Raw genomic sequence first — 21,261 nt, 5'->3', positions numbered from 1 at the left:
ATTGAGACTAAAATTATACTTGAAAATAGTGCTTGATTCTGGAAAAAAGATGTGCTACTATAATGTTAATAAGTGAGCAAGTGTTCACATATTGAGGAGAAGAAATGGATAAAGTTTTGAAAAACGATCATAGCGAGGAAACCTTATTTGAGGTGGCCGAATTTTTCAAGGTGTTGGGGGATCCCACCCGAATAAAAATCGTTAGTGCGCTGTTTGAAAATGGCGAGCTGTGTGTAAATGATATTGTCAACCTGGTGGATGTTAGCCGGACGGCAGTGTCTCATCAATTGCGGATTTTAAAGGATAAACGGATCATCAGTTACCGAAAAGACGGTCAGATGAAATTTTATCACCTGGATGATGCTCATGTGGAAGTGATTGTTTTGTTAACCATCACCCATTTAAGTCATCACTAGGTGTAGTGAAAAGAGGTTATCAGTATGAAAGTATTTTTAGAAGGTCTCAACTGCGCTAATTGTGCCGGAAAAATTGAAAAAATGGTTGGCAAAATGCCGAATGTCAGAGCGGCCAGTCTGTCTCTGGCCACCGGATCATTGGTGATTGATGAAGGGGATGGATTCGCCCAGGATGAAACCTATGATGCCATCGTCAAACTAGTTAATTCCCTGGAACCCCATGTGATAGTTTCTCAGAGTCGGAAACAGGTGCTAGCAGTGGAACCCTGTGGTTGCGAGGGGCAACATGGTCACGACCATCCACATCATCAGAGCGAGGTATCGCAGCCTTCGGGGCACTCACACGCAGGGGCTCTGGGCGATATGGATAAACGCCAGAAGTTAGAACTGATCACCGCGATCGGATTATTTATACTGGGTTTTGTTTTCCAGGCACTGCTCCCGATTAATCTGGAAATGGTCACCATTGGTGTTTTCCTGGGTGCTTATTTGCTGGCCGGGTATCGGGTTATTTTGCTGGCTTTTCGAAATATCGGACATGGCCAGATTTTTGACGAAAATTTCCTGATGACCATCGCTACTTTTGGTGCCCTGGTTTTAACCGAATGGCCGGAAGCAGCTGGAGTCATGATCTTTTTCGGCATAGGTGAATATTTCCAGGACCGGGCCGTCGACAATGCCCGCCGATCGATTGCCGAAACCATCAGTTTTAATGCCATCACCGCCAACCGGATTGGCCCCGAGGGTGAGAGGCTTATCGATGCTAAGCAAGTTAAGGTGGGCGATGTGCTGGTGATCAAGCCCGGCGAAAAAATCCCCGCTGACGGGGTCATCCTACAAGGGGTTTCCCATTTGGATACCTCCCCGCTGACCGGGGAATCCTACCCCCGCAAAGTTGAAAAGGGCGATGAAATCCTTAGTGGAATGATTAATGGCAATGCGGTTCTGAAGGTGTTGGTTACTAAAGACTATGAGAATTCCACCGCCATGAAAATTATGCATCTGATTGAGGAAGCCAGTGATAAAAAAGGCAAAACGGAAAAGTTCATCACCAAGTTTTCGCACTACTATACCCCCATTGTGGTCTTTTCAGCTATTGCCATGGCCATCATTCCACCGTTACTGATCCCGGGGGCGTCCTGGGAAACCTGGTTTTACCAGAGTCTGATCTTTCTGGTAGTCTCCTGTCCCTGTGCCCTTGTTTTATCGATACCGATCAGTTATTTTGGTGGTATTGGCCGGGCCTCCAAGGAAGGGGTACTGATTAAAGGCGGAAATTATCTGGATGTCCTTTATCAAAGTAATGTCTTTGTTTTTGACAAAACCGGAACCCTGACCCAGGGTGAATTCAAGGTCATTAAAACCGCACCGGCAGCCGGGTTTACCGAAGCCGAGCTGTTGGCGGCTGCGGCCGCTGGGGAACACTATTCGAACCATCCTATCGGCAAAGCGATCACTGCTTATGCCCAGCAGGATGTGAATGAAACCCAGCTTAAAAATTACGCTGAAATTCCTGGCAAAGGCACCCGGGTCGAAGTTGATGATCAGGTGATCTTGGCTGGAAACAAGAGTCTGCTGACGGATCATCAGGTTGATCTGGCTGAAAATAACGAAGCGGGTACCATTGTGTATATCGCCATCGATAATCAATTGGCCGGATATCTGGTGCTGGGGGATATGGTCAAAGAAAATGCTTTTGCCGCTCTGCAGCAATTAAAGAAACTGGGCGTCAAAAAAACAGTGATGCTTAGTGGCGATAATTCACAAGTCGCCAACCAGATCGGCAAGCAGCTGCAGCTGGATGAAGTAGTGGGAGATTGTCTGCCGCAGGATAAGGTGGCCGCCTTTGAAAGAATCAAAGCGGATAATAAGGATGGTAAAACCATCTTTGTCGGCGATGGCATGAACGATGCCCCGGTTCTGGCTATGGCCGATGCTGGCATCGCCATGGGCGCTCTGGGTTCAGACGCTGCCATTGAAGCCGCCGATATCATTCTGATGAAAGATGATCCGATGGATATTGTTAAGTCGGTGGATATTGCTAAATATACCCGCCGGATCATGATTCAGAACATTGTTCTGGCATTGGGGATTAAGATCACGGTACTGACTATGACCTTCTTTGGCATGGGTGAAATGTACCTGGCTATTTTTGCCGATGTCGGCGCCGCCATCCTGACAATCTTAAACACCACCCGGATCCTCCGATACCGGGGCTTCTGGCAGAAAATCAAATAGAGATGAAAAAAGATCGCCTTTTTAGGTGATCTTTTTTTAGAGGGAAAATTTACCCGTTAAAATTGGAAGCGTTTACTTGACAATAAGCCACTAAAGGTGTATCATACGACTAAACATGTACACACATGTCACACAAGTTTTTATGAGATGATTTTTTTTCAAAAGGAAGGGTATTAAAATGCTGGATTTAAAGGTTTTGACGCAGGCAGTTGGAGATTTAGAAGAAGAAGATGTAATGGACCTACTCAATGATTTTGTTGCGACTAATCCCTCAGAAGCAGAAGCACAGGAAGCGGTAGCTGCCTGTCAGGGCGGGATGGCGATTGTTGGTGATCTTTTCGAAAAAGGTGAATATTTTGTGGGCGATCTGATCTTCGCCGGGGAATTGTTAACAGAAGCAATTAATGTCTTAAAACCTGTTTTAGGCAGCGAAGACTCGGCTGTTGCTGGAACCATCATTATCGGAACTGTCCATGGTGATTTACATGATATCGGCAAAAATATCTTTAAAAGTATGTCGGAAGCCGCTGGTTTTGAAGTGGTTGATTTGGGAATCGACGTGGCGCCAGAAATCTTTGTAGAAAAAGCGAAAGATTGCAAACCGGCAATTATCGGCATGAGCGGGGTCTTAACACTGGCGATCGACTCCATGAAAGAAACCGTGGATGCACTAAAAGCGGCTGGCATCGATGCCAAGGTGATCATCGGCGGAAATCCGGTAACCAAAGAATCCTGTGAGTATGTGGGTGCTGACCAGTTTACCACCAATGCGGCTGAAGGCGTAAAAATCTGCCAGAGCTGGGTATAAGCGACGGCATTGTCAATAATCCAATAATAGCCCCAGATAAAATAAAAAAGGATAAAAGGAAGCGTAAACGCTCATCTTTTTATCCTTTTTTTTGTTGTAAAGGTACAGAAAAGGTTAAACGCTATTGCTAAAAAAGACGTCTTTTTTAGCCCTAAAATTATAAGATTTGTAGATATTTGTATATACAGGTCGATATAAGTATGGTATAATTTCGACAAACGATTTCATGAAAATCGGAAAACTTTATTCTAAGGAGGAGAGGGTGAATAATTTTTTTAGTCCCGCGGAAATTTGCGAGAACATGGTGAATGGATGTAATAACAAAGCCAAGTTACCAATAAGTAAAATGCTCATACTGGGTATTTTTGCAGGTGTGTTTATTGGATTTGGTGCTTATGGTTTTACTGTTATTACTTCTGGAGCAGGCACTGGCTTTGAAGCCACGTTTGCCAAATACATCGGTGCTGGTGTTTTCCCGGTTGGTCTGATGCTTGTTGTGTTGTGCGGTGCGGAGTTATTTACAGGTAATAACCTGATGACCTTATCGGTCTTCAAAAAGGAAATTACTGTCGGTGCGATGCTACGTAATTGGGGTGTGGTTTGGGTTGCCAACTTAATCGGTTCGGTCTTATTGGCCTGGTTAATGTCACAAAGCGGTCTCTATGGCGAAGCCATGACAGCCAAAGCAATTGGTATTGCTGAAGCTAAGGTTGCGATTCCATTATTTCCTGTTATCATTCGTGCTATTTTCTGTAACATTCTAGTTGTTTTGGCAGTATGGATGCAATCTGGTGCTAAAGACGTCATCGGCAAGATTTTCGCAATCTGGTTCCCGATTATGCTCTTTGTATTATCTGGATTTGAACATAGTGTGGCCAATATGTTCTTCATCCCCATGGGAATTTTATGTGGCGCTGATATAACCTGGGCGCAAGCTTTCCTGAATAATATTATTCCGGTAACACTGGGAAATATAATTGGCGGTGCCATTATTATTCCGGTTTGTTATCATTTCTCTTATGCGAAAAAAGCATAGACATAAAAATTGACAGTTTAGTAACTTTTGCTCTTCTCTTTATGAAGAGCAAAGGCCTCTAAACTCAAAGATGTTAAAATTTGTAAGATTTATATCAATTATACCATTATCAAAAAAAATAATTTAGGTTATAATTAAGAGGATTTTGAAAATAATAAACTAGAAATTCCAGGTGTGATCATTTAAATAAAGCCAGGTCGCTAAAACATGGCAGTGGTATTCAATTTACACCTTTAAGGGAGTGGAACTTAAATTATGAAACATAGCATTGTAAGATCCATCGAAGGATTATATGAAGATCGAACCCTTGAGCTCGTGCGAATTGCTATTCGAAAAGGGTTTAAACCAATTGATATCTTCAATTGGCTGCAAACTGGAATGGAGCGGGTTGGTAAATTATACGAAACCAGCGATTATTTTATTGCGGATTTAATTTTTGCCGGGATCATTTTTCAGGAAGTGATGGAACTCGAAGAACTGAAGGAAGTTACTAAGGTAACTCCGAAAAACAAAATTGGCAGATTACTGCTTTTTTCGGTATTTGGTGATTGTCATGATATTGGTAAAAATATTTTTGGCTCATTTGCCAGAACCGCTGGTTTTGAACTGATAGATTTAGGAACAGACGTTTCTCTTTATCAGGTCATTGAAGCCATTGAAACTGTCAAACCAGATATTATTGGAATGAGCGGCATGCAGCAGGAAACCATTTATGAAATGCGGGCGGTTGTCTGCGAACTGGTTAACCGGGGAATCCGGGATGATTATCGGGTTATTATCGGTGGTGCTGTCATTGATGAAAAAGCGGCTCAGATTGTTGGTGCGGATTTTGCGACCAAAGATGTGATGACCGGTGTCGAAAAATGCAAATTATGGATGATCGAAAAAACCGGCAAAAAAAATAATGATAAATAGACCAAGGTGGTAGAAAAATGGGATCCCCCGAATATTTAAAAATAGTTGATGCAATAAAAAATAGAATAACCAGTGAAGAAATCAAACCGGGTGATGCCATACAGTCAGAAAACCTACTCTGTGAAGAATTTAATGTCAGTCGCATGACGGTCAGAAAAGGTTTGGCAGTACTTGTCAATGAGGGATACATTTATTCCATTCCGGGCAAAGGCAACTATGTTTGCGAGCCTAATCTTGACTCCTATACGCTTCACTTTGATGAAATGATGACAACGGAAAAAAAGGGTGAAGAAATTCGGTTGATTGAGGTCAATGTGGTGAAACCCAGCTATGAAGTTGGTTTTAATCTGGAAATCCCTGAAAATAAACATGTTATTGTAGTGAAACGAGTTTTTGTCAGTGATGGTATCGTCAAGGCTTTTGACGTCAAATATATTCCCTATTATCGCGGTATTCCGATTGTGGAAAAAGAGATTCGCTACGCCACCTTTCCGGAAATGGTGGCAAAAAAGAACTCTATTTTTGCGATGACCAAAAAGCTCAAAATCCGGGCTATGGCGGCAAAAGGGGAAGTAAGTCAGGTGCTGGATATTATGGAAGGCGATCCTGTTCTGGTTGTGGAGCAGAAGCTGATGGATGAAAAAGATCACCCCATTGGATGGGGTCTTATGTACTTTACCGGTGAGGATTCTGGGTTGGAGGCAATTGCTTCCTTCGATTAGTTATGAATAACTGAGGTATGGGATGAAAGAAAGTATCTTACTGATTGCGTGTGGAATGATTCAAGATGAGATGAGCTTAGCGATGAAGAATACCGGCATCAATTATGATACCATTTGGATGAGTGCAGAACTTCATAACAACCCGGACATGTTAAACCAGGAACTACAAAAAGAGATTGATAATCACCAGGAATATGACACGATTCTTTTGGGTTACGGTAACTGCGGAAAAGCATTGATCGGATTACGAAGTGATTATTCCAGACTGGCCCTGTTGCGTTCTGAAGATTGTATTCAGATCCTGCTTCATAATAAAGAGAAACTTAAATCCATCCGGGGTGAAACCTATTTTATTACCAAAGGTTGGATGTTGGGGAAGAAGTCCTTAAAAGAAGAATATCACTATGCCATTAATAAATATGGTCCCAAACGAGCAGAGATGATTATGGGGATTATGTTTAAAAATTACAAGTCCCTGATGATGATTGATTCTGGTGCTTATAATCTGGAAGATTGGATTCATTGTGCCCGGCATCTGAGCCAGGTTCTTAAATTGGATTTTATTATCACCCAGGGAGATGTGGAACTGCTGGAAATGTTTCTTTCACTGGAATGGGATCACCGGGTGGTGGTGATTGAACCGGGAACGGTAGTCACCAAGGATGATTTCGGGGTGGAATGTTTAGTAGCATCCTGTGCCAATATGTTTAAAATGTGATGAAAAATCAAGAGATGCTAAAAAGTGTCTCTTTTTTTATTATGGCAAGATAGTGTATAATGAACTGCGTCACATTTGGATTATGGCAGCTAAAGAGAGAGATAGACAGACAATTTGGAAAACAGTATAATAATAAAAGAGTTATATTGGAAGATGAACAAGTGAGAGGAAAACCTATGAAACTGGAAAAATTATTAGACGAATTAAAAATAATTGAAATCAGAAACAATCAGCCTGATTGTGATATAAAAAAGATTTGCTACAATTCTCGTGAAGTGGTGCCGGGCAGCTTGTTTGTGGCCATCCCCGGCTATGTTACTGATGGTCATCAATACATCGGCAAGGCTATCAGCCAGGGCGCTGCTGCCGTGGTTCATCAGGATGACCTGTCCGACTATCAAGCGGAGGTAGTCTATATCAAAGTCGCAGATTCTCGCTATGGCCTGGGGATATTGGGGAGTTGTTTTTACGGAAAACCCTCAGAGTCGATGTTGGTGACAGGGATTACCGGAACCAACGGTAAAACCTCGTTGACCTATATGCTTAAACATATTTTTGAAACTGAAGGCCAAAAATGTGGCCTGATTGGCACGATCCATAATCTGATTGGTGATCAGGTGGTTGATAATCGTGGCCGCACTACCCCGGAATCCTTGGAAGTCCAGGAGATTATCAAAGAAATGAAGGAGCGGGCCTGTTCCCACTTATTTATGGAAGTTTCCTCTCACGGATTGGCTCTGGATCGGGTCAATGGGGTGGATTTTGATTATGGTATCTTCACTAATCTGACCCAGGATCATCTGGATTATCACAAAACCTTTGAAAATTACTTTGACGCCAAAGCCAAGCTCTTTTTCCAGGTGAAAAAAGCCAGTATTGTTAATGGGGATGGCCCCTGGGGCCGGAGGCTGTGCGATATGCTAAGTGAAAAATCAAGCGTACCAGTGATCACCTATGGCTTAAAAGCGGGTCGTGACTATTGGGCTAAGGATCTGGTCTTTGGTGCTAGAGGAACGGAATTTACCTTAGTTACGGCTGAGCGGGAAGAAAGGCTATTCTTAAATATTCCTGGTGAGTTTATGGTTTATAATGCCATCGCTGCGATCATTGCTGCGCTGACCGAAAGGGTGCCGATGGCGGTGATCCGGGAGGCTCTGGCGACGATGCCGGGGGTTGAAGGGCGGATGGAAATTCTGGAGGTGGAGGCGCCTTTTGATGTGGTCATCGATTATGCCCATTCTCCGGATTCTCTGGAAAAGCTGCTCCAGTCAGTGCGAAAAATATTTACCGGCCGGATTATCCTGGTCTTTGGCTGCAATGGAGACCGCGATAAGGAAAAACGGCCGATCATGGGCCGGATCGCGGGAGAGTATGCCGATCTGGTGGTGGTGACATCGGACAATCCCGCCAGTGAAAACCCACTCGATATCATCAAAGCGGTGGCGGCCGGTGTTCGCGAGAAAACCGATCAGGTTGCTACGGTGGAACTTCGTCAGGAAGGCATCTATTATGGCGCCACCCTGTGCCGCCCGGGTGATGTGCTGGTGCTGGCCGGAAAAGGCCACGAAAAACAGGAAATCATGAAAGACGAAACCCTCTATTATAATGAATGGGACACGGCCCGAGAAGCCGTCGCCCGGCTAGAACTGAAGTCCGAGAATTAGAAAATAATAAGAAAAAAGCACCCGTCGGGTGCTTTTTTTATTTCAGGGTTAAGACAATCGGGCAATGATCCGAGCCCATCACCTCATCTAAGATATCAGTGCTGTCAACCTGGGACATGAAGTTTTCAGACACAAAGAAGGAGTCGATCCGCCACCCGGCGTTGTTGGCCCGGGCGTTGAAGCGGTAAGACCACCAGCTGTATTTGATTGCTTCGGGATGTTGCACCCGCCAGCTGTCGACCATGCCGATGCTGAGGAAATCATCAACCCAGGCTCGTTCTTCCGGCAAAAAACCGGAACGTTTGGCGTTTTCCTTGGGGTTTTTCAAATCAATTTCGCGATGAGCGATGTTGATATCTCCGCAGACAATCACGTTTTTACCAGCCGTCAGCAGTTCCTGGACATCATTTTGAATGCAGCGATTGAAGTCCATCTTGAAAGCAAGCCGTTCATCGTCTTTCTGGCCGTTGGGGAAATAGACATTGTAAAGGATAAAATCAGGGTATTCCATGATAATGGTGCGGCCCTCGTTATTGAATACCGGATTGGATAAACCGGTGCGGATAGCCAGGGGCTCGGTTTTATAATAAACGGCGGTACCGCTATAACCCTTTTTTTCGCCGGAGTGAAAATAGGCCGAATAGCCGGGGATGTTGAGTAAAGCATCTTCCAGCTGATGATCATGGGCCTTGGTTTCCTGAATGCAGAGAATATCCGGAGTGGCTGCTTCAATAAAGGGCAGAAAGCCTTTTTGGGAGGCCGCCCGAATGCCGTTGACGTTCCACGAGATAATTTTCATTGTACCTTCCTTATAATCAAATTTTATTAGGTTAATCGGTTCGTTTTGGGTCAGACTTAAATCGGCCAGATTAGTCGCCTTTTTCCAGGTTTTCCAGCTTTTCCAGGCGATCCATAATCTCCAGCAGTTCTTCTTCGAGAACTGCCTTTTCTTCAGCCAATTCCTGTAAGACGGTGTAGTCTTTGGTGATTTCCGTCAGTTTCTTAGTGACAAAATCCAGCCGCTGATCCTTGGCTTCCAGATCCAGCAGCAGGGCTTCCTGCTCCCGTTTTTCCTTGTAGGTCAGACCGGGCTTGCGGGTTTTGGGTTTTTCAATGGGTGGGGATGCGACTTTTTTTACCGGTTGCTCCGGGGTGTCCTCGCGGTGGCCCAGGCCGGTCAGCGGGTGTTTCTTGATATAATCCGAATAATTGCCGGTTTGGGTGGTGATCTGGCCCTTGCCGTTGAAGGAAAAAATCTGTTCACAGGTGCGGTCCAGAAAATAGCGGTCGTGGGAAACGGTCAGCACCGAACCCTGAAACTCGTCCAGGTAGGCTTCCAGAATGGTCAGGGTGTCAATGTCCAGATCGTTGGTGGGTTCATCAAACAGCAGCACGTTGGGGGCCATCATCAGGATTCCCAGTAGATAGAGCCGCCGCCGTTCGCCACCGGAGAGTTCGGAGATATAAACCCATTGGCTATTTTTGTCAAACAGAAACAGTTCCATCATCTGGGCGGCAGTGACCGTTTCGCCCCGGGAATTCTCCATCACTTCGGCTTTTTCGCGGATATAATCAATGGCCCGGAGGCTCAAATCCATATCCTCAGATTCCTGGGAAAAATAACCAAGTTTAACGGTATCACCCAGGGTGATGGTGCCACCATCCGGAGATAGTTTTCCGGCCAGCAGGTTCAGTAGGGTCGACTTGCCATAACCGTTTTTTCCGATGATCCCAATCCGTTCGCTGGGGCCGAGAATCATACTAAAATCGGCGATGATTTTCTGGGGACCGAAAGACTTACTTAAATGCTCAATTTCAATGACTTTTTTACCCAGCCGGGAAAAGCCTACTGAAATTTCCATCTGGTTTTCAGATAGATCAGTGGCCCGTTCTTTGATCTCGTCAAACCGCTGAATCCGGGCTTTCTGTTTGGTGGTCCGGGCCCGGGCGCCCCGGCGGATCCAGGCCAGCTCTCGGCGATAGAGGTTTTGACGCTTGGCTTCGATGGCGGTTTGGGCTTCCCGGCGATTGGCTTTCTGCTCTAAAAAGTCTGAATAATTGCCGGTATACTCATAGAGGTTACCCTTATCCAATTCGATCGTTTTGGTGACGACCCGATCCAGAAAATAGCGGTCATGGGTAACCATCAACAGGGCTCCTTTACGGTTTAGCAGGTAGTTTTCCAGCCAGGCAATGGTGTCATTGTCGAGGTGATTGGTCGGCTCATCGAGAATCAGCAGATCACAGGGGGTCAGCAGGGCCGAGGCCATCGCCACCCGTTTGCGCTGGCCCCCGGAAAGCTGACCAATCTGTTTATGATAGTCGTGAATGCCCAGCTGCGATAAGATCGTTTCCACCTGGGATTTCAGGTTCCAGAGGTTTTCATCATCGATGCGCTGAGACAGTGACATCAGTCGCTTTTGCAGGGTGGGATCCTCCGGGGAACCTTCCAGGGCGGCCAGGGTGGACTCATAATCCCGGACCAGGTTCATTTCTGGTGAGTTGGCCGAAAAGACCTGAGAAAGTACCGTGGTATTGGGGTCAAGATCGGGGTCCTGAGACAGAATTTCCACCCGTTTGGTACCGAAAAACTTAACCTCGCCAGCATCCGGGCTATCGAGGTTGCCAATAATCCGCAGCAGCGAGGTTTTTCCCGATCCATTAATGCCAATCACCCCGATCTTGTCCGTATCGGCGATGGAAAATGAGAGTTGATTAAAAAGAGTTTTCACCCCATAAGTTTTTTTAAGATTTTCAATACTGGCAATATTCATTGACTACGTCCTTTGTGTTTTCATTTTGCTGATATTTTACCATAAATGGGTGGGATCATGGAATAACTTTACAAAAAGTCCTGAAAATAGTATGATGTAGTCACGAATGATCAAAACGAAAAAAAGGTGGGGTGAACAAAATGATGTTGGGTAAAACCATTTTTATTGCAAAAAGTGCTGATGTGGTGGGAAAGGTAAAACTGGGTAATTTTATCTCAGTGTGGTTCCAGGCGGTCATCCGCGGAGATGTGGACAGCATCACCATTGGTGATCGCACCAATATTCAGGATGGGACGGTGGTACACGTGGCTCCGGGTTATCCGACGGTGATCGGTGCCGGGGTGAGTATCGGTCACAATGCCATTATTCATGGCTGTGAAATCGGCGATAATGTCCTGATCGGGATGGGGGCCATTATTCTCAACGGTGCCAAAATCGGTGACAACTCGATTGTTGGAGCCGGCTCGCTGGTGACCCAGGGAAAGGTCTTTCCGCCCAACTCATTGATCATGGGCAGCCCGGCCAAAGTTGCCCGAGAGTTGAAACCGGAAGAGATTCAGAGCATCCGGGACAATGCCGAAGAATATCTGGATACCATGAAGGGTTACATGTAAACCATCAGCGAAAGACGGGGCAAATAAAAAAAGACCCATGGGGTCTTTTTTTGATTCCTAAAACTTGACCGGTTTCAGGCGAAAGCGTTCCAGCGGTTTGTGCAGGATGGTTACCAGGACGATCCCGACCAGACCCTGAAGGGCACTGAAGGGGACGTTCACCAAAGGACCGGCAACGTTGCCGTACATGATCACTTCAGAAACGAAATAAACGGCGGTCATCGCAATGACGGCGGGGAAAGCAAAGTACAGCAGATTCTTTTCGGGAAAGCGCTTCATCAGATAGCCGAAAATAAAGGCCATCGAGCCTTTGGCGATGAAGGTGGGCAGCATATAAGCACTGTAGCCACCGAAGTAGTCGGCACTGGCCGAACCGATCCCGGCGGCAATCAGACCGCCCCAGGGTCCTAAAATATAAGCGGATAGCAGCACCGCTCCATCACCGGGATGAATATAACCCGTCGGCAGCGGGATCTTCACCAGCGATGTCATCACAAAGGTCAGGGCCATCAATAACGCCGTATAGGTGATTTTTTTGGTTTGATCATTCATTATAAGTCCTCGATTCTAAAAAAATACTAAGCCGACAATGAACTGTTGGCTTAGTATAAGATTAGCGCATATTTCTTTTCAAAACAAGGTCTTGAATTGAGTTATTTTTCTAAAAATCTGAACCCATCGATCAGACCTGTTCGATAAAAATACTGACAGCAGAGTTGCCTGGCAGGTCGGTTTTATCGGGGTTATTGGGAGAAATCGTGATGCTGATCGTATAGCCACTAACGGTTCCCTTCAGGCTGGTTGATTCAGAAACAGGTTCCTCACTATAATCAGGGGCACTGGCCAGCAGGTTCTGATAGAAAACCAGAATCTCATCGGTACTATAATCAGAAACATAGGTGGCTTTCCAGCCTGGTTTTCCCGAGGCATTGGTAATCTGGTTGGATTCGGAAACACTGGTTACCCCATAAAGTGGTACCAGTTGGCTGGGATAATTACCGGCCAACAGACCAGGTTCGTCGACATAGATTTCGGCAGTGTTTTCCTCGATCACCGTCTGCATTTCTGAGGGAACGACAATGGCAGTGGTGGCCGTTGTATCCGGGAGATTGTTTTTTATGGTTTCCGGCTCTTTGGTGACGGCAGTGGTAGTGCTGTTGCTGGCTTCATCGGTGGTGGTTGCTTCATCGCTGATCAGCTTGGGCATCACCAGGACGGCGCCGACAATAAGAACCCCAATGAGTACGATCGAAAGAACGACATAACGTATTTTCATAATAACTCCTTTGGATGCAATCAGCAGGTAATTGAGAAACGGCAGCTGCAATGCACAGTCACCTCCAATGAACTGAGCTGATCACGAATTGGGTGGTTAGTCTATTATAACCGAGATTCTTAATTATTTGAATAAAGATTTCAAAAAACTTGATTTTATTAAGGATATTGGATAGAATATAGAACAGACCTTTTTACTTTTAAATCGTTATAAATTATCGTCGTAACTCAACTAAAAATATAAATGTCAGGACAAGGACGCTGTGGGGAAGGCTTTAACAGAGAGATAATCATTTTGGTGAAAGATTGTCAAAAGACGCCTCAGAGAGATCACCTTTGAACAGGATTTCTGAAGACTGGATTAAGTCATCGCTTAAACCAGATTAGGAAACCCCGGGGAATCGTTAACTTCGTAGAGTGGGCAGTTTTCTGCCAACTTGGGTGGTACCGCGATTTTTCGTCCCTTGGATTTTTTCAGGGGGCGTTTTTTTGTTGATGCGGTTTTGTTCGGCGGCATCGTGTCGTACATTTATTTGGGAACAGTTCTGTAAAGCATTTAATTTATCCATGCGCGATGAGCGCATTCGGATCGTGCAATTAATTCAGCGCATTTACTTCAAACATTTAATTTAACTAAGAAAATTTAACTCAGAGAGACTTAATGGAGGTAGAAAATTGGCACAATTTAAAACATTAATAGAAGGAAAAATCGGCGACCGCGAAGATGCGATCTCACAACAATGGGAAGCCATGAATCTGTTGCAGCAGACCATCGACAATCGGGCGGGACAAGAAAACTTTGTCTTTTATGAAGGCCCTCCCACTGCCAACGGCCGTCCCGGGATCCATCATGTACTGGCCCGAACCTTGAAGGATACGGTCTGCAAGTACAAAGTTATGGACGGTTACCGGGTCCTTCGTAAAGGCGGCTGGGATACCCATGGACTGCCGGTCGAAATCGAAGTTGAAAAACAGCTGGGTCTGTCCAGTAAACCGGAAATTGAAGCCTATGGCATCGATAAGTTCAACGAAAAATGCAAGGAATCGGTCTTCAATTATGAAGGACAGTGGAAGGAAATGAGCCGCAAAATGGGTTATTTCATCGATATGGAAGATCCCTACATCACGTTGGATAATAATTATATTGAAACCGTCTGGTGGATTCTCGATAAGTTTAATAAAGAAGGCTTTCTATATGAAGGTCACAAGATCATGCCCTATTGCCCCCGCTGTGGCACCGGTCTGGCCTCCCATGAGGTGGCCCAGGGCTATCAGGAAATCAAAAGCAATACCGTCGTCGCCGCCTTTAAACGCCAGGATGCCGATGAATACTTTTTAGTCTGGACCACCACCCCATGGACTCTGGCCGCCAATGTGGCCCTGGCCGTTCATCCCGATGCCGATTACATCAAAGCCCGCAGCAACGATGAAGTCTATATCTGTGCCAAGGTGCTGGCACCCAAACTGCTGGGCGAAGACTATGAAATTCTCGAAGAAATGAAGGGGTCAGCCCTGGAATATGTTGAGTATGAACAGCTGATGCCGTTTGTGAAGCCGGATAAGAAAGCCTTTTTTGTCACTTGTGCCGATTACGTTACCACCGAAGACGGCACCGGGATTGTTCATATCGCTCCCGCTTTTGGGGAAGATGACTACAAGGTTGGCCGTCAGTACAATCTGCCGGTGTTGCAGCCAGTCGCCGAGGATGGAAAATATACCGACACCCCCTGGAAGGGACAGTTTGTTATCGATGCCGATCTCGATATCATCAAATGGTTAAAAGCTGAAGGCAAACTGTTCAAAAAAGAAAAGGTACTTCATAATTATCCCCATTGCTGGCGCTGTAAAACCCCGCTTCTATATTATGCCAAACCAAGCTGGTATCTGGAAATGACCAAGATCAAAGACACCCTGATCGAAAATAATAACGGCGTCGAATGGTACCCGGATTTTGTCGGCGAAAAACGCTTCGGCAACTGGCTGGAAAATTTGAATGATTGGGCAATCTCGCGCAGCCGCTACTGGGGAACACCACTGCCGGTGTGGCGCTGTGACGATTGCGGCAAGCTGGAAACCGTCGGTTCCCGTAAAGAACTGGTGGAACGCGCGATTGAGGATATCGATGAAAGCATTGAGCTGCATCGTCCTTATGTTGATGATGTCCATTTCACCTGTCCGGATTGCGGCAAAACGATGACCCGGGTTAAAGACGTTATCGACTGTTGGTTTGATTCCGGTTCGATGCCCTTTGCTCAACATCACTACCCGTTTGAAAATAAAGAACTGTGGGAAGAACAATTCCCGGCTGATTTCATCTGTGAAGGTATCGATCAGACCCGCGGCTGGTTCTATTCATTGCTGGCGATTTCTTCCTTTGTGACTGGCAAAGCACCGTACAAAAAGGTGTTGGTCAATGACCTGATTCTGGATGCCGATGGACAGAAAATGTCTAAAACCAAAGGTAACACCGTTAATCCGTTTGAAATGTTTGAAGAATATGGGGCCGATGCCCTGCGCTGGTATCTGCTCTATGTCTCACCAGCCTGGACCCCCACCCGTTTTGATGTCAAGGGGATCAAAGAAGTACAAAGTAAATTCTTTAACACCTTGAAGAACACCTATCATTTCTTTGCTCTTTATGCCAATACCGATAGCATCGATCCCCGGGAATTCTTTGTGCCCTATACCAAGCGGCCGGAAATCGATGCCTGGATCTTGTCTAAATACAACCGCCTGGTCAAAGATGTTAGAGAAGAAATGGAAGTTTTTGACTTAACTAAAGCGGTCAAGAAAATCCAGAACTTTGTCAACGAAGATTTATCCAACTGGTATATCCGCCGGAACCGTCGCCGTTTCTGGGGAACCGAGCTGACGGAAGATAAAAAAGCGGTTTACAACACCACCTGGGAAGTTTTGGAAGGGGTGGTCCGTCTGTGTGCTCCTTTTGCCCCTTACATCACCGAAGAACTGTATCAAAAACTGACCGACGGTGTTTCGGTCCATCTGGCCGATTATCCGATTGCCAATGAAGAATTGATTCAGGATGCCATCGAGGAACCGATGGATCTGGTCCGGGAACTGGTCAGTCTCGGCCGCGGGGCCCGGGAAGAAGCGCAGATCAAGGTTCGACAGCCACTGTCAAAGATTATTGTCGATGGTAAATACCGGGAAACCCTGGGCGATCTCTGTGTCCTGATTGAAGAAGAACTGAATATTAAAAAAGTCGTTTTTGAAGACAATCTTGGTGACTTTATGAACTATGCTCTGAAACCGGACTTCAAGGTGGCAGGACCGGTGCTGGGTAAAAACGTCAAACTGCTGGGCAAGGCCCTGGCCTCGGTTGAAGCCAGTGAAGTAGTGGCCAAGCTCGAAGATGGTGGCAGCTTTGTGATTGAATTGGATGGCGAAAGCCTCGAACTCCGCAAAGATTTCATCGACATCCGGATTTCGGCTAAAGAAGGCTTCAATGTCCAGATGTTTAATAACAAGTTTATCATCCTCGATACCAGCCTAAATCAGGATCTATTGGATGAAGGCTGTGCCCGGGAATTTGTTTCGCGGATTCAGCAGCTGCGAAAAGCCAACGGCTACGAAGTCATGGATCGCATTGATATCAGCTACAGCAGTGACGAAGCGATGGATCGGGCGATTGAAATCTATACCGATTTTATTAAAACCGAAACCCTGGCTGACACGATCACGATTAAAGCCGGTGTCGGCGAAATGTTTAATTTGAATGGTCATGATACCGGGATTGAACTGATGAAAAAATAGTAAAAAAATACACCGAAATAAAAACCCCTGATTAAGCAGGCATGCTTTATCAGGGGTTGCTTATGGTGAAGGATTTATTCGGCTTCAAACTGCGGATAATACCCCAGAAACTGAAAATACTCAGCCTTTTCCTGAATAATCGGCAGCAGGTTGACCAGGGTATTCTGGGAAATATTGCCGGTGAAGTCGATGAAAAACAGGTATTCCCAATTCTCTTTTAACAGCGGCCGGGATTCGATCTTGCATAAGTTGAGTGAAAAAACTGAAAAGATCCCGATGATTTCATACAGCGCCCCGGGACGATGAGGCAGACGAAAGGCAATACTGACCCGGGTGGGATTTTCAAATAATTCAATCTCCCGGGAAATAATCACAAATCGAGTCACATTGGTTTGCGAAAAGTTGATATTTTCAGCCAACACTTCCAGGTCATAGATTTCGCCGGCCCGCTTGCTGGCAATGGCAGCCATAGTCGGGTCATTTTGCTCAGCCACATATTCGGCGGCGATGGCGGTATTGAAGTAAGGAATACATTTCCAGTCTGGATAGTCATTTAGGAATTCCTCGGACTGGGAAAATCCCTGGGGATGTGAATAAACCTCGGTGATCGTCTCAATGCTGGCGCCTTTGGGTGCCAGCAGGCAGTGTCGGGCTTTGATCTCCTCTTCGCCGACAATATAGTACTGATACCGCGACAGTAGGTCATAAACGGCGGCAATGGACCCGGTGGATGAGTTTTCTATGGGAAGCACCCCATAATCAATAAAGCCCTGACTCAGGGCCACAAAAACATCCTCAAAGGTTTTATAAGCAAACAACTCACAATCCTGCTTGAAAAAAGCCAGGCTGGCGGCTTCGCCATAAGAACCCCGGGTGCCGGCATAAGCCACCCGAGGTTCTTTTTTGATCGTTTGAGGATAGGCCGAAAAGGCCTGATTTAACGCATTCAGGGTACTCGCTTCAGTGTTCATCTCAATAGCCAATATTTTCCCCCACCAGAATCACTTTGATCCGGCCAGGCGTGCGGCTGTGTCGGGTGACCACAATGTTTGCACACATACAGTCTTCCGAATGACACTGCGCACAGTTGCCGGTGTCATAGCAGGGGGTTTTAGCATTTAAGCGAATGGCATTAACTGGTGCCGCAATATTCTGGGCCCGATAAACCCCAGCATCGGCATTGGCAACTACCTTATTAATCCCGGCGATGACAATCACCTGCTCTGGACCAAAACACATCAGCGCCACCCGATTGCTCATTCCATCGACATTGACCAGCTCGCCATCCATGGTGATGGCATTGGTTCCGGTCAGAAAGGTGTGGGCCAGTACGCCCTGGGCAACCACTTCTCTTTTTTCCTGCTGGGTTTTAGCCAGACTGCGGTCAATATATTGATAATCACCATTTTTAACGGCATCAAGTAAGCCAATTTCCTTGATCGATTCAGAACCGCCATGGGTCACGCTGGCCCCGGCGGGAATCAGTGACAAGGCCAGTTCCAGCGCCTCCTGAGTGGTTTTACAAAAATAGCCCTTAAAATTTCGTTTTTCAAGTTTTTTTATTAAAGATTTACTGAGATTCAGATAATTATCTTCCTTATAACCCAAAATATTACCTCCAGAGAAAAGAATAATCTTATTATAATCCAAAGTAGTTAAAAAAACAAAATTTATTCAAAAAATGGGGTATAATAATAAAAAACATGCAATCGCAAAAGAGGAGGATGACATGCATAAATATAAGGGGATTATCTTTGATTTAGATGGCACATTGGTCAATTCACTGGAAGATCTGATCGATTCGGTCAATGGGATTATGAAATATCATCAATTTCCAATCCATTCCTATGAAGAGGGAAAAAAATTGATTGGCAGAGGACTGAGAAATCTGACCCGTGATGCACTACCGGAAAAATATCGGGAGGATGAAGCGTTTGTGGATCGATTGACGGAAATGGTTTCGGCCGAGTATGCCATTAATTATCGCAAGAAAACTAAACCCTATCCGGGGATAACAAAATTACTGGATTATTTAAAGGCCCACGATATTCCCTGGAGTGTCTGTACCAACAAACCGGATATTGCTGCAAAATCGCTGGTAAGTGCTTTGTTCAGCGATTATGATTATGTTGACGTGCGTGGCTTTACCAGCGATGAGTTGAGAAAACCAAATCCGGTCGTGACCCTGGAACTGGCTGCAGAAATGGGTGTAAAACCCCAGCAGTGTCTATATGTAGGGGATTCGACTGTTGATTATGAAACCGCTCTGAGAGCCGGAATGCTGCCGGTTTTATGCACCTGGGGATTTGAATCCTTTGAAGTACTGACCAAGCTGGATGATGCCATCTGGTTGCATAACCCGATGCGGATTGTGGAAGCGTTGCGCTATGGCATGGAAATGTATTCGCTGTTTAACGAGACACCGAATCCGGATCCCAATGCCCAAAAGAAAAAACACTGATTAGCGATGGCAAACAAGACTAAAGGAATCAAAAAGATAAATACTTAAGAAATGTAAACGTTAAACAAGATGTAAACGAAAATCAAAATTACATATTGACAAAAAAAGCAGGTCTTGTTATAATAAAAAATTTTACTTTTCCGCAAATCTGTGTTATACTAACCTAGAGAAAACCACAGAGAGGTGAAGTTCATGCCAAAAGCAACCATTATGGACATTAGACGCGAGGTGGAAAATTATTTGGGCAGACGAGTCAAACTTGAAGCACATAAAAGCAAGAAAAAACTCTACCAAAAAGAAGGGGTAATTGAAAGCACTTATCCCAGTATTTTTACTGTACGAGTTCAAGAGGATCAAAGAAAAGAACAGAAATTGTCTTTTAGTTATTCCGATCTCTTAACTCAAAGCGTAAAAATTGTATTACTAGATGAGAATGAAGCTGATGGTGCACTGTTAGTTTCATAACGACAAGATAAAAAGTTCCACATTAGGAGAAGAACTCGGGTTCTTCTTTTTTTGTTGCCTTAAATTGTTATCTTAATTATAGTAGGATTTTTATTAAACCGATGGTATAATAACCGGGTATTACAAAATTGGAGATAAAATATGAATGATAAGAACTTAAAAATAGAATCTGAAATTGGAACCTTGAAAAAGGTCCTGGTCCACCGGCCAGGCAAAGAACTGGAGCGGATTGTTCCGGATTCGCTTAAGGAATTATTGTTTGAGGATATTCCCTGGCTGGCTCGGATGCAGGAGGAGCACGATGCCTTTGCTGCGATCCTCAGAAAACGGGGGGCCGAGGTGCTGTACGTGGAGGATTTATTAAAAGACATTTTAAAAAATACGGCCGTCCGGGAGAGCATTATTGCTGAAGTCATCGACAAGAATCCCTCATCGGGCAACTACATCGATGGCTTCCTAAATGAGTATTTGATGTCGTTGGACAGCAATGCTCTGGGTGAGGCCTTGATTGCAGGGGTGTTGCAAAAAGAGTTAGGTCATATGGAACGACATCTGGTCCTGACCGATTATTTAAAAGGCCCGGAACCCTATGCTTTTTATTTAAACCCGTTGCCGAATTTATACTTTATGCGAGATCCAGCGGTAACCATTCATGACGGGATGTGTATTTCCGCCATGGCTACCCGCACCAGAAAACGGGAAAGTCGTTATATGTCCGCGATTTATGAACATCATCCGTTGTTTGCCAGTTGCAGCAATAAAACCTTTTACCAGGATACCAACTTCTTTTCAGTTGAAGGCGGCGATATCCTGATTTTAAGCCCCACCGTGGTGGCCGTGGGCTGCAGCGAACGGACCGAGGTTCAGGGGGTTGAGGAACTGGCTAAAAACCTCTTTAATGCCGAGTTGGGCATCGAAAAGGTACTGGCGGTAAAAATACCCAGCAACCGGGCCTTTATGCATCTGGATACCGTCTTTACAATGGTCGATGTGGATAAATTTATTGTCTACCCGGGGATTCTGGAACAAGTGGAAACCGTGATAATGACTCCTGGAAAAAAAGACTATCTACATTATGAACGTAAGGACAGTCTTAAAGAAGCCCTGAAATCAGTTCTCGGTTTGCCGGCCATTAACCTGATTGAAAGTGGTGGTGGTAACCCGGTTGCCGCGGCCCGGGAACAATGGAACGACAGCACCAACACCCTGGCGATTGCCCCGGGGGTTATCGTCGCCTATGCCCGAAATGAGAAGTCCAATGAGGTGCTTAGTCAAAACGGCATCGAAGTCATCGGCATCGAAGCATCCGAACTGGTTCGGGGTCGGGGTGGCCCCCGTTGCATGACCATGCCTCTGTATCGGGACGGATTTTAGATTGGAT

General features: G+C 45.4%; 19 protein-coding genes and 1 other annotated feature. Of the genes, 13 read left to right on the top strand and 6 right to left on the bottom strand.

Features of this window, described 5'->3' with window-relative positions; translation table 11 throughout:
- Positions 1 to 104: 104 nt before the first annotated feature.
- The 8 genes from A3KS_RS0111790 to A3KS_RS0111755 all read left to right on the top strand — a co-directional run bounded on the left by A3KS_RS0111790 (position 105) and on the right by A3KS_RS0111755 (position 8,517).
- Complete coding sequence (locus A3KS_RS0111790; protein WP_026395100.1) at positions 105 to 416, top strand: ArsR/SmtB family transcription factor; 312 nt, start codon at positions 105 to 107, stop codon at positions 414 to 416.
- A 24-nt stretch (positions 417 to 440) separates the two neighbouring features.
- Complete coding sequence (locus A3KS_RS0111785) at positions 441 to 2,654, top strand: heavy metal translocating P-type ATPase (protein WP_035356115.1); 2,214 nt, start codon at positions 441 to 443, stop codon at positions 2,652 to 2,654.
- Positions 2,655 to 2,832: 178 nt separating this feature from the next.
- Positions 2,833 to 3,462, top strand: a complete 630-nt coding sequence (locus A3KS_RS0111780) for a cobalamin B12-binding domain-containing protein (RefSeq protein WP_026395098.1) — start codon at positions 2,833 to 2,835, stop codon at positions 3,460 to 3,462.
- Between the two features lie 262 nt (positions 3,463 to 3,724).
- Positions 3,725 to 4,498 carry a formate/nitrite transporter family protein gene (locus tag A3KS_RS0111775; protein WP_026395097.1) on the top strand — a complete coding sequence of 258 codons (774 nt, stop codon included), beginning with the start codon at positions 3,725 to 3,727 and terminating at the stop codon, positions 4,496 to 4,498.
- 255 nt (positions 4,499 to 4,753) lie between these two features.
- Positions 4,754 to 5,413 carry a cobalamin B12-binding domain-containing protein gene (locus A3KS_RS0111770; RefSeq protein ID WP_026395096.1) on the top strand — a complete coding sequence of 220 codons (660 nt, stop codon included), beginning with the start codon at positions 4,754 to 4,756 and terminating at the stop codon, positions 5,411 to 5,413.
- A 17-nt stretch (positions 5,414 to 5,430) separates the two neighbouring features.
- Positions 5,431 to 6,135 carry a GntR family transcriptional regulator gene (locus A3KS_RS0111765; protein WP_026395095.1) on the top strand — a complete coding sequence of 235 codons (705 nt, stop codon included), beginning with the start codon at positions 5,431 to 5,433 and terminating at the stop codon, positions 6,133 to 6,135.
- 22 nt (positions 6,136 to 6,157) lie between these two features.
- Positions 6,158 to 6,853 (top strand): DUF1638 domain-containing protein, encoded by a 696-nt coding sequence (locus A3KS_RS21040; protein ID WP_051355831.1) that lies wholly within the window; start codon positions 6,158 to 6,160, stop codon positions 6,851 to 6,853.
- 176 nt (positions 6,854 to 7,029) lie between these two features.
- Positions 7,030 to 8,517 (top strand): UDP-N-acetylmuramoyl-L-alanyl-D-glutamate--2,6-diaminopimelate ligase, encoded by a 1,488-nt coding sequence (locus A3KS_RS0111755; protein WP_026395094.1) that lies wholly within the window; start codon positions 7,030 to 7,032, stop codon positions 8,515 to 8,517.
- A 37-nt stretch (positions 8,518 to 8,554) separates the two neighbouring features.
- Here the strand turns inward: A3KS_RS0111755 and A3KS_RS0111750 are convergent, their stop codons facing one another.
- Together A3KS_RS0111750 and A3KS_RS0111745 are read right to left on the bottom strand one after the other, a co-directional pair.
- Positions 8,555 to 9,316 (bottom strand): exodeoxyribonuclease III, encoded by a 762-nt coding sequence (locus A3KS_RS0111750; protein WP_026395093.1) that lies wholly within the window; start codon positions 9,314 to 9,316, stop codon positions 8,555 to 8,557.
- 70 nt (positions 9,317 to 9,386) lie between these two features.
- Positions 9,387 to 11,291: an ABC-F family ATP-binding cassette domain-containing protein gene (locus A3KS_RS0111745; RefSeq protein WP_026395092.1), complete on the bottom strand. Its 1,905-nt coding sequence runs from the start codon at positions 11,289 to 11,291 to the stop codon at positions 9,387 to 9,389.
- Positions 11,292 to 11,431: 140 nt separating this feature from the next.
- Here A3KS_RS0111745 and A3KS_RS0111740 point away from each other — a divergent pair, with 140 nt between their 5' ends.
- The gene (locus tag A3KS_RS0111740; RefSeq protein WP_084504983.1) at positions 11,432 to 11,905 is read left to right on the top strand and encodes a gamma carbonic anhydrase family protein; all 474 of its coding nucleotides are present in this window, start codon (positions 11,432 to 11,434) and stop codon (positions 11,903 to 11,905) included.
- 57 nt (positions 11,906 to 11,962) lie between these two features.
- On the opposite strand, the gene A3KS_RS0111735 is transcribed toward A3KS_RS0111740, so the two are convergent.
- Together A3KS_RS0111735 and A3KS_RS0111730 are read right to left on the bottom strand one after the other, a co-directional pair.
- Positions 11,963 to 12,457: an ECF transporter S component gene (locus A3KS_RS0111735; protein ID WP_026395090.1), complete on the bottom strand. Its 495-nt coding sequence runs from the start codon at positions 12,455 to 12,457 to the stop codon at positions 11,963 to 11,965.
- A 130-nt stretch (positions 12,458 to 12,587) separates the two neighbouring features.
- Positions 12,588 to 13,181, bottom strand: coding sequence for a hypothetical protein (locus A3KS_RS0111730; protein ID WP_156913251.1), 594 nt, complete (start codon positions 13,179 to 13,181; stop codon positions 12,588 to 12,590).
- A gap of 239 nt (positions 13,182 to 13,420) precedes the next feature.
- Positions 13,421 to 13,648, top strand: a binding site (T-box leader).
- Positions 13,649 to 13,855: 207 nt separating this feature from the next.
- Between A3KS_RS0111730 and ileS the strand changes: the two genes are divergently transcribed.
- Positions 13,856 to 16,954 (top strand): isoleucine--tRNA ligase, encoded by a 3,099-nt coding sequence (gene ileS, locus A3KS_RS0111725; RefSeq protein WP_026395088.1) that lies wholly within the window; start codon positions 13,856 to 13,858, stop codon positions 16,952 to 16,954.
- Positions 16,955 to 17,028: 74 nt separating this feature from the next.
- Here the strand turns inward: ileS and pheA are convergent, their stop codons facing one another.
- Together pheA and A3KS_RS0111715 are read right to left on the bottom strand one after the other, a co-directional pair.
- Entirely contained in the window at positions 17,029 to 17,937 is a 909-nt protein-coding gene (pheA, locus tag A3KS_RS0111720; protein WP_242834762.1) for a prephenate dehydratase, read from the bottom strand.
- Positions 17,927 to 18,562, bottom strand: a complete 636-nt coding sequence (locus tag A3KS_RS0111715) for a lactate utilization protein (protein WP_026395086.1) — start codon at positions 18,560 to 18,562, stop codon at positions 17,927 to 17,929. Before A3KS_RS0111715 ends, pheA begins: the two co-directional genes overlap by 11 nt.
- A gap of 121 nt (positions 18,563 to 18,683) precedes the next feature.
- Between A3KS_RS0111715 and A3KS_RS0111710 the strand changes: the two genes are divergently transcribed.
- The 3 genes from A3KS_RS0111710 to A3KS_RS0111700 all read left to right on the top strand — a co-directional run bounded on the left by A3KS_RS0111710 (position 18,684) and on the right by A3KS_RS0111700 (position 21,254).
- Positions 18,684 to 19,415 carry an HAD family hydrolase gene (locus A3KS_RS0111710; protein ID WP_026395085.1) on the top strand — a complete coding sequence of 244 codons (732 nt, stop codon included), beginning with the start codon at positions 18,684 to 18,686 and terminating at the stop codon, positions 19,413 to 19,415.
- Positions 19,416 to 19,607: 192 nt separating this feature from the next.
- Positions 19,608 to 19,880, top strand: a complete 273-nt coding sequence (locus tag A3KS_RS0111705; protein ID WP_026395084.1) for a Veg family protein — start codon at positions 19,608 to 19,610, stop codon at positions 19,878 to 19,880.
- A gap of 141 nt (positions 19,881 to 20,021) precedes the next feature.
- On the top strand, positions 20,022 to 21,254 hold the full coding sequence (locus A3KS_RS0111700; RefSeq protein WP_026395083.1) for an arginine deiminase: 1,233 nt from the start codon (positions 20,022 to 20,024) through the stop codon (positions 21,252 to 21,254).
- The last annotated feature ends 7 nt before the right edge of the window (positions 21,255 to 21,261 follow it).

It is taken from the genome of Acetobacterium malicum subsp. dehalogenans DSM 11527 (assembly GCF_000472665.1).
Lineage (GTDB): Bacteria > Bacillota > Clostridia > Eubacteriales > Eubacteriaceae > Acetobacterium > Acetobacterium malicum.
This window is presented reverse-complemented; position numbering and strand designations above follow the sequence as displayed.

Coding starts and splice junctions, on each gene's coding strand:
- A3KS_RS21040 (WP_051355831.1), top strand. CDS start 6,158: ATGAAAGAAAGTATCTTACTGATTGCGTGTGGAATGATTCAAGATGAG.
- A3KS_RS0111790 (WP_026395100.1), top strand. CDS start 105: ATGGATAAAGTTTTGAAAAACGATCATAGCGAGGAAACCTTATTTGAG.
- A3KS_RS0111765 (WP_026395095.1), top strand. CDS start 5,431: ATGGGATCCCCCGAATATTTAAAAATAGTTGATGCAATAAAAAATAGA.
- A3KS_RS0111730 (WP_156913251.1), bottom strand. CDS start 13,181: ATGAAAATACGTTATGTCGTTCTTTCGATCGTACTCATTGGGGTTCTT.
- A3KS_RS0111700 (WP_026395083.1), top strand. CDS start 20,022: ATGAATGATAAGAACTTAAAAATAGAATCTGAAATTGGAACCTTGAAA.
- A3KS_RS0111710 (WP_026395085.1), top strand. CDS start 18,684: ATGCATAAATATAAGGGGATTATCTTTGATTTAGATGGCACATTGGTC.
- A3KS_RS0111740 (WP_084504983.1), top strand. CDS start 11,432: ATGATGTTGGGTAAAACCATTTTTATTGCAAAAAGTGCTGATGTGGTG.
- A3KS_RS0111770 (WP_026395096.1), top strand. CDS start 4,754: ATGAAACATAGCATTGTAAGATCCATCGAAGGATTATATGAAGATCGA.
- A3KS_RS0111750 (WP_026395093.1), bottom strand. CDS start 9,316: ATGAAAATTATCTCGTGGAACGTCAACGGCATTCGGGCGGCCTCCCAA.
- A3KS_RS0111780 (WP_026395098.1), top strand. CDS start 2,833: ATGCTGGATTTAAAGGTTTTGACGCAGGCAGTTGGAGATTTAGAAGAA.
- A3KS_RS0111745 (WP_026395092.1), bottom strand. CDS start 11,291: ATGAATATTGCCAGTATTGAAAATCTTAAAAAAACTTATGGGGTGAAA.
- A3KS_RS0111755 (WP_026395094.1), top strand. CDS start 7,030: ATGAAACTGGAAAAATTATTAGACGAATTAAAAATAATTGAAATCAGA.
- A3KS_RS0111735 (WP_026395090.1), bottom strand. CDS start 12,457: ATGAATGATCAAACCAAAAAAATCACCTATACGGCGTTATTGATGGCC.
- A3KS_RS0111785 (WP_035356115.1), top strand. CDS start 441: ATGAAAGTATTTTTAGAAGGTCTCAACTGCGCTAATTGTGCCGGAAAA.
- A3KS_RS0111705 (WP_026395084.1), top strand. CDS start 19,608: ATGCCAAAAGCAACCATTATGGACATTAGACGCGAGGTGGAAAATTAT.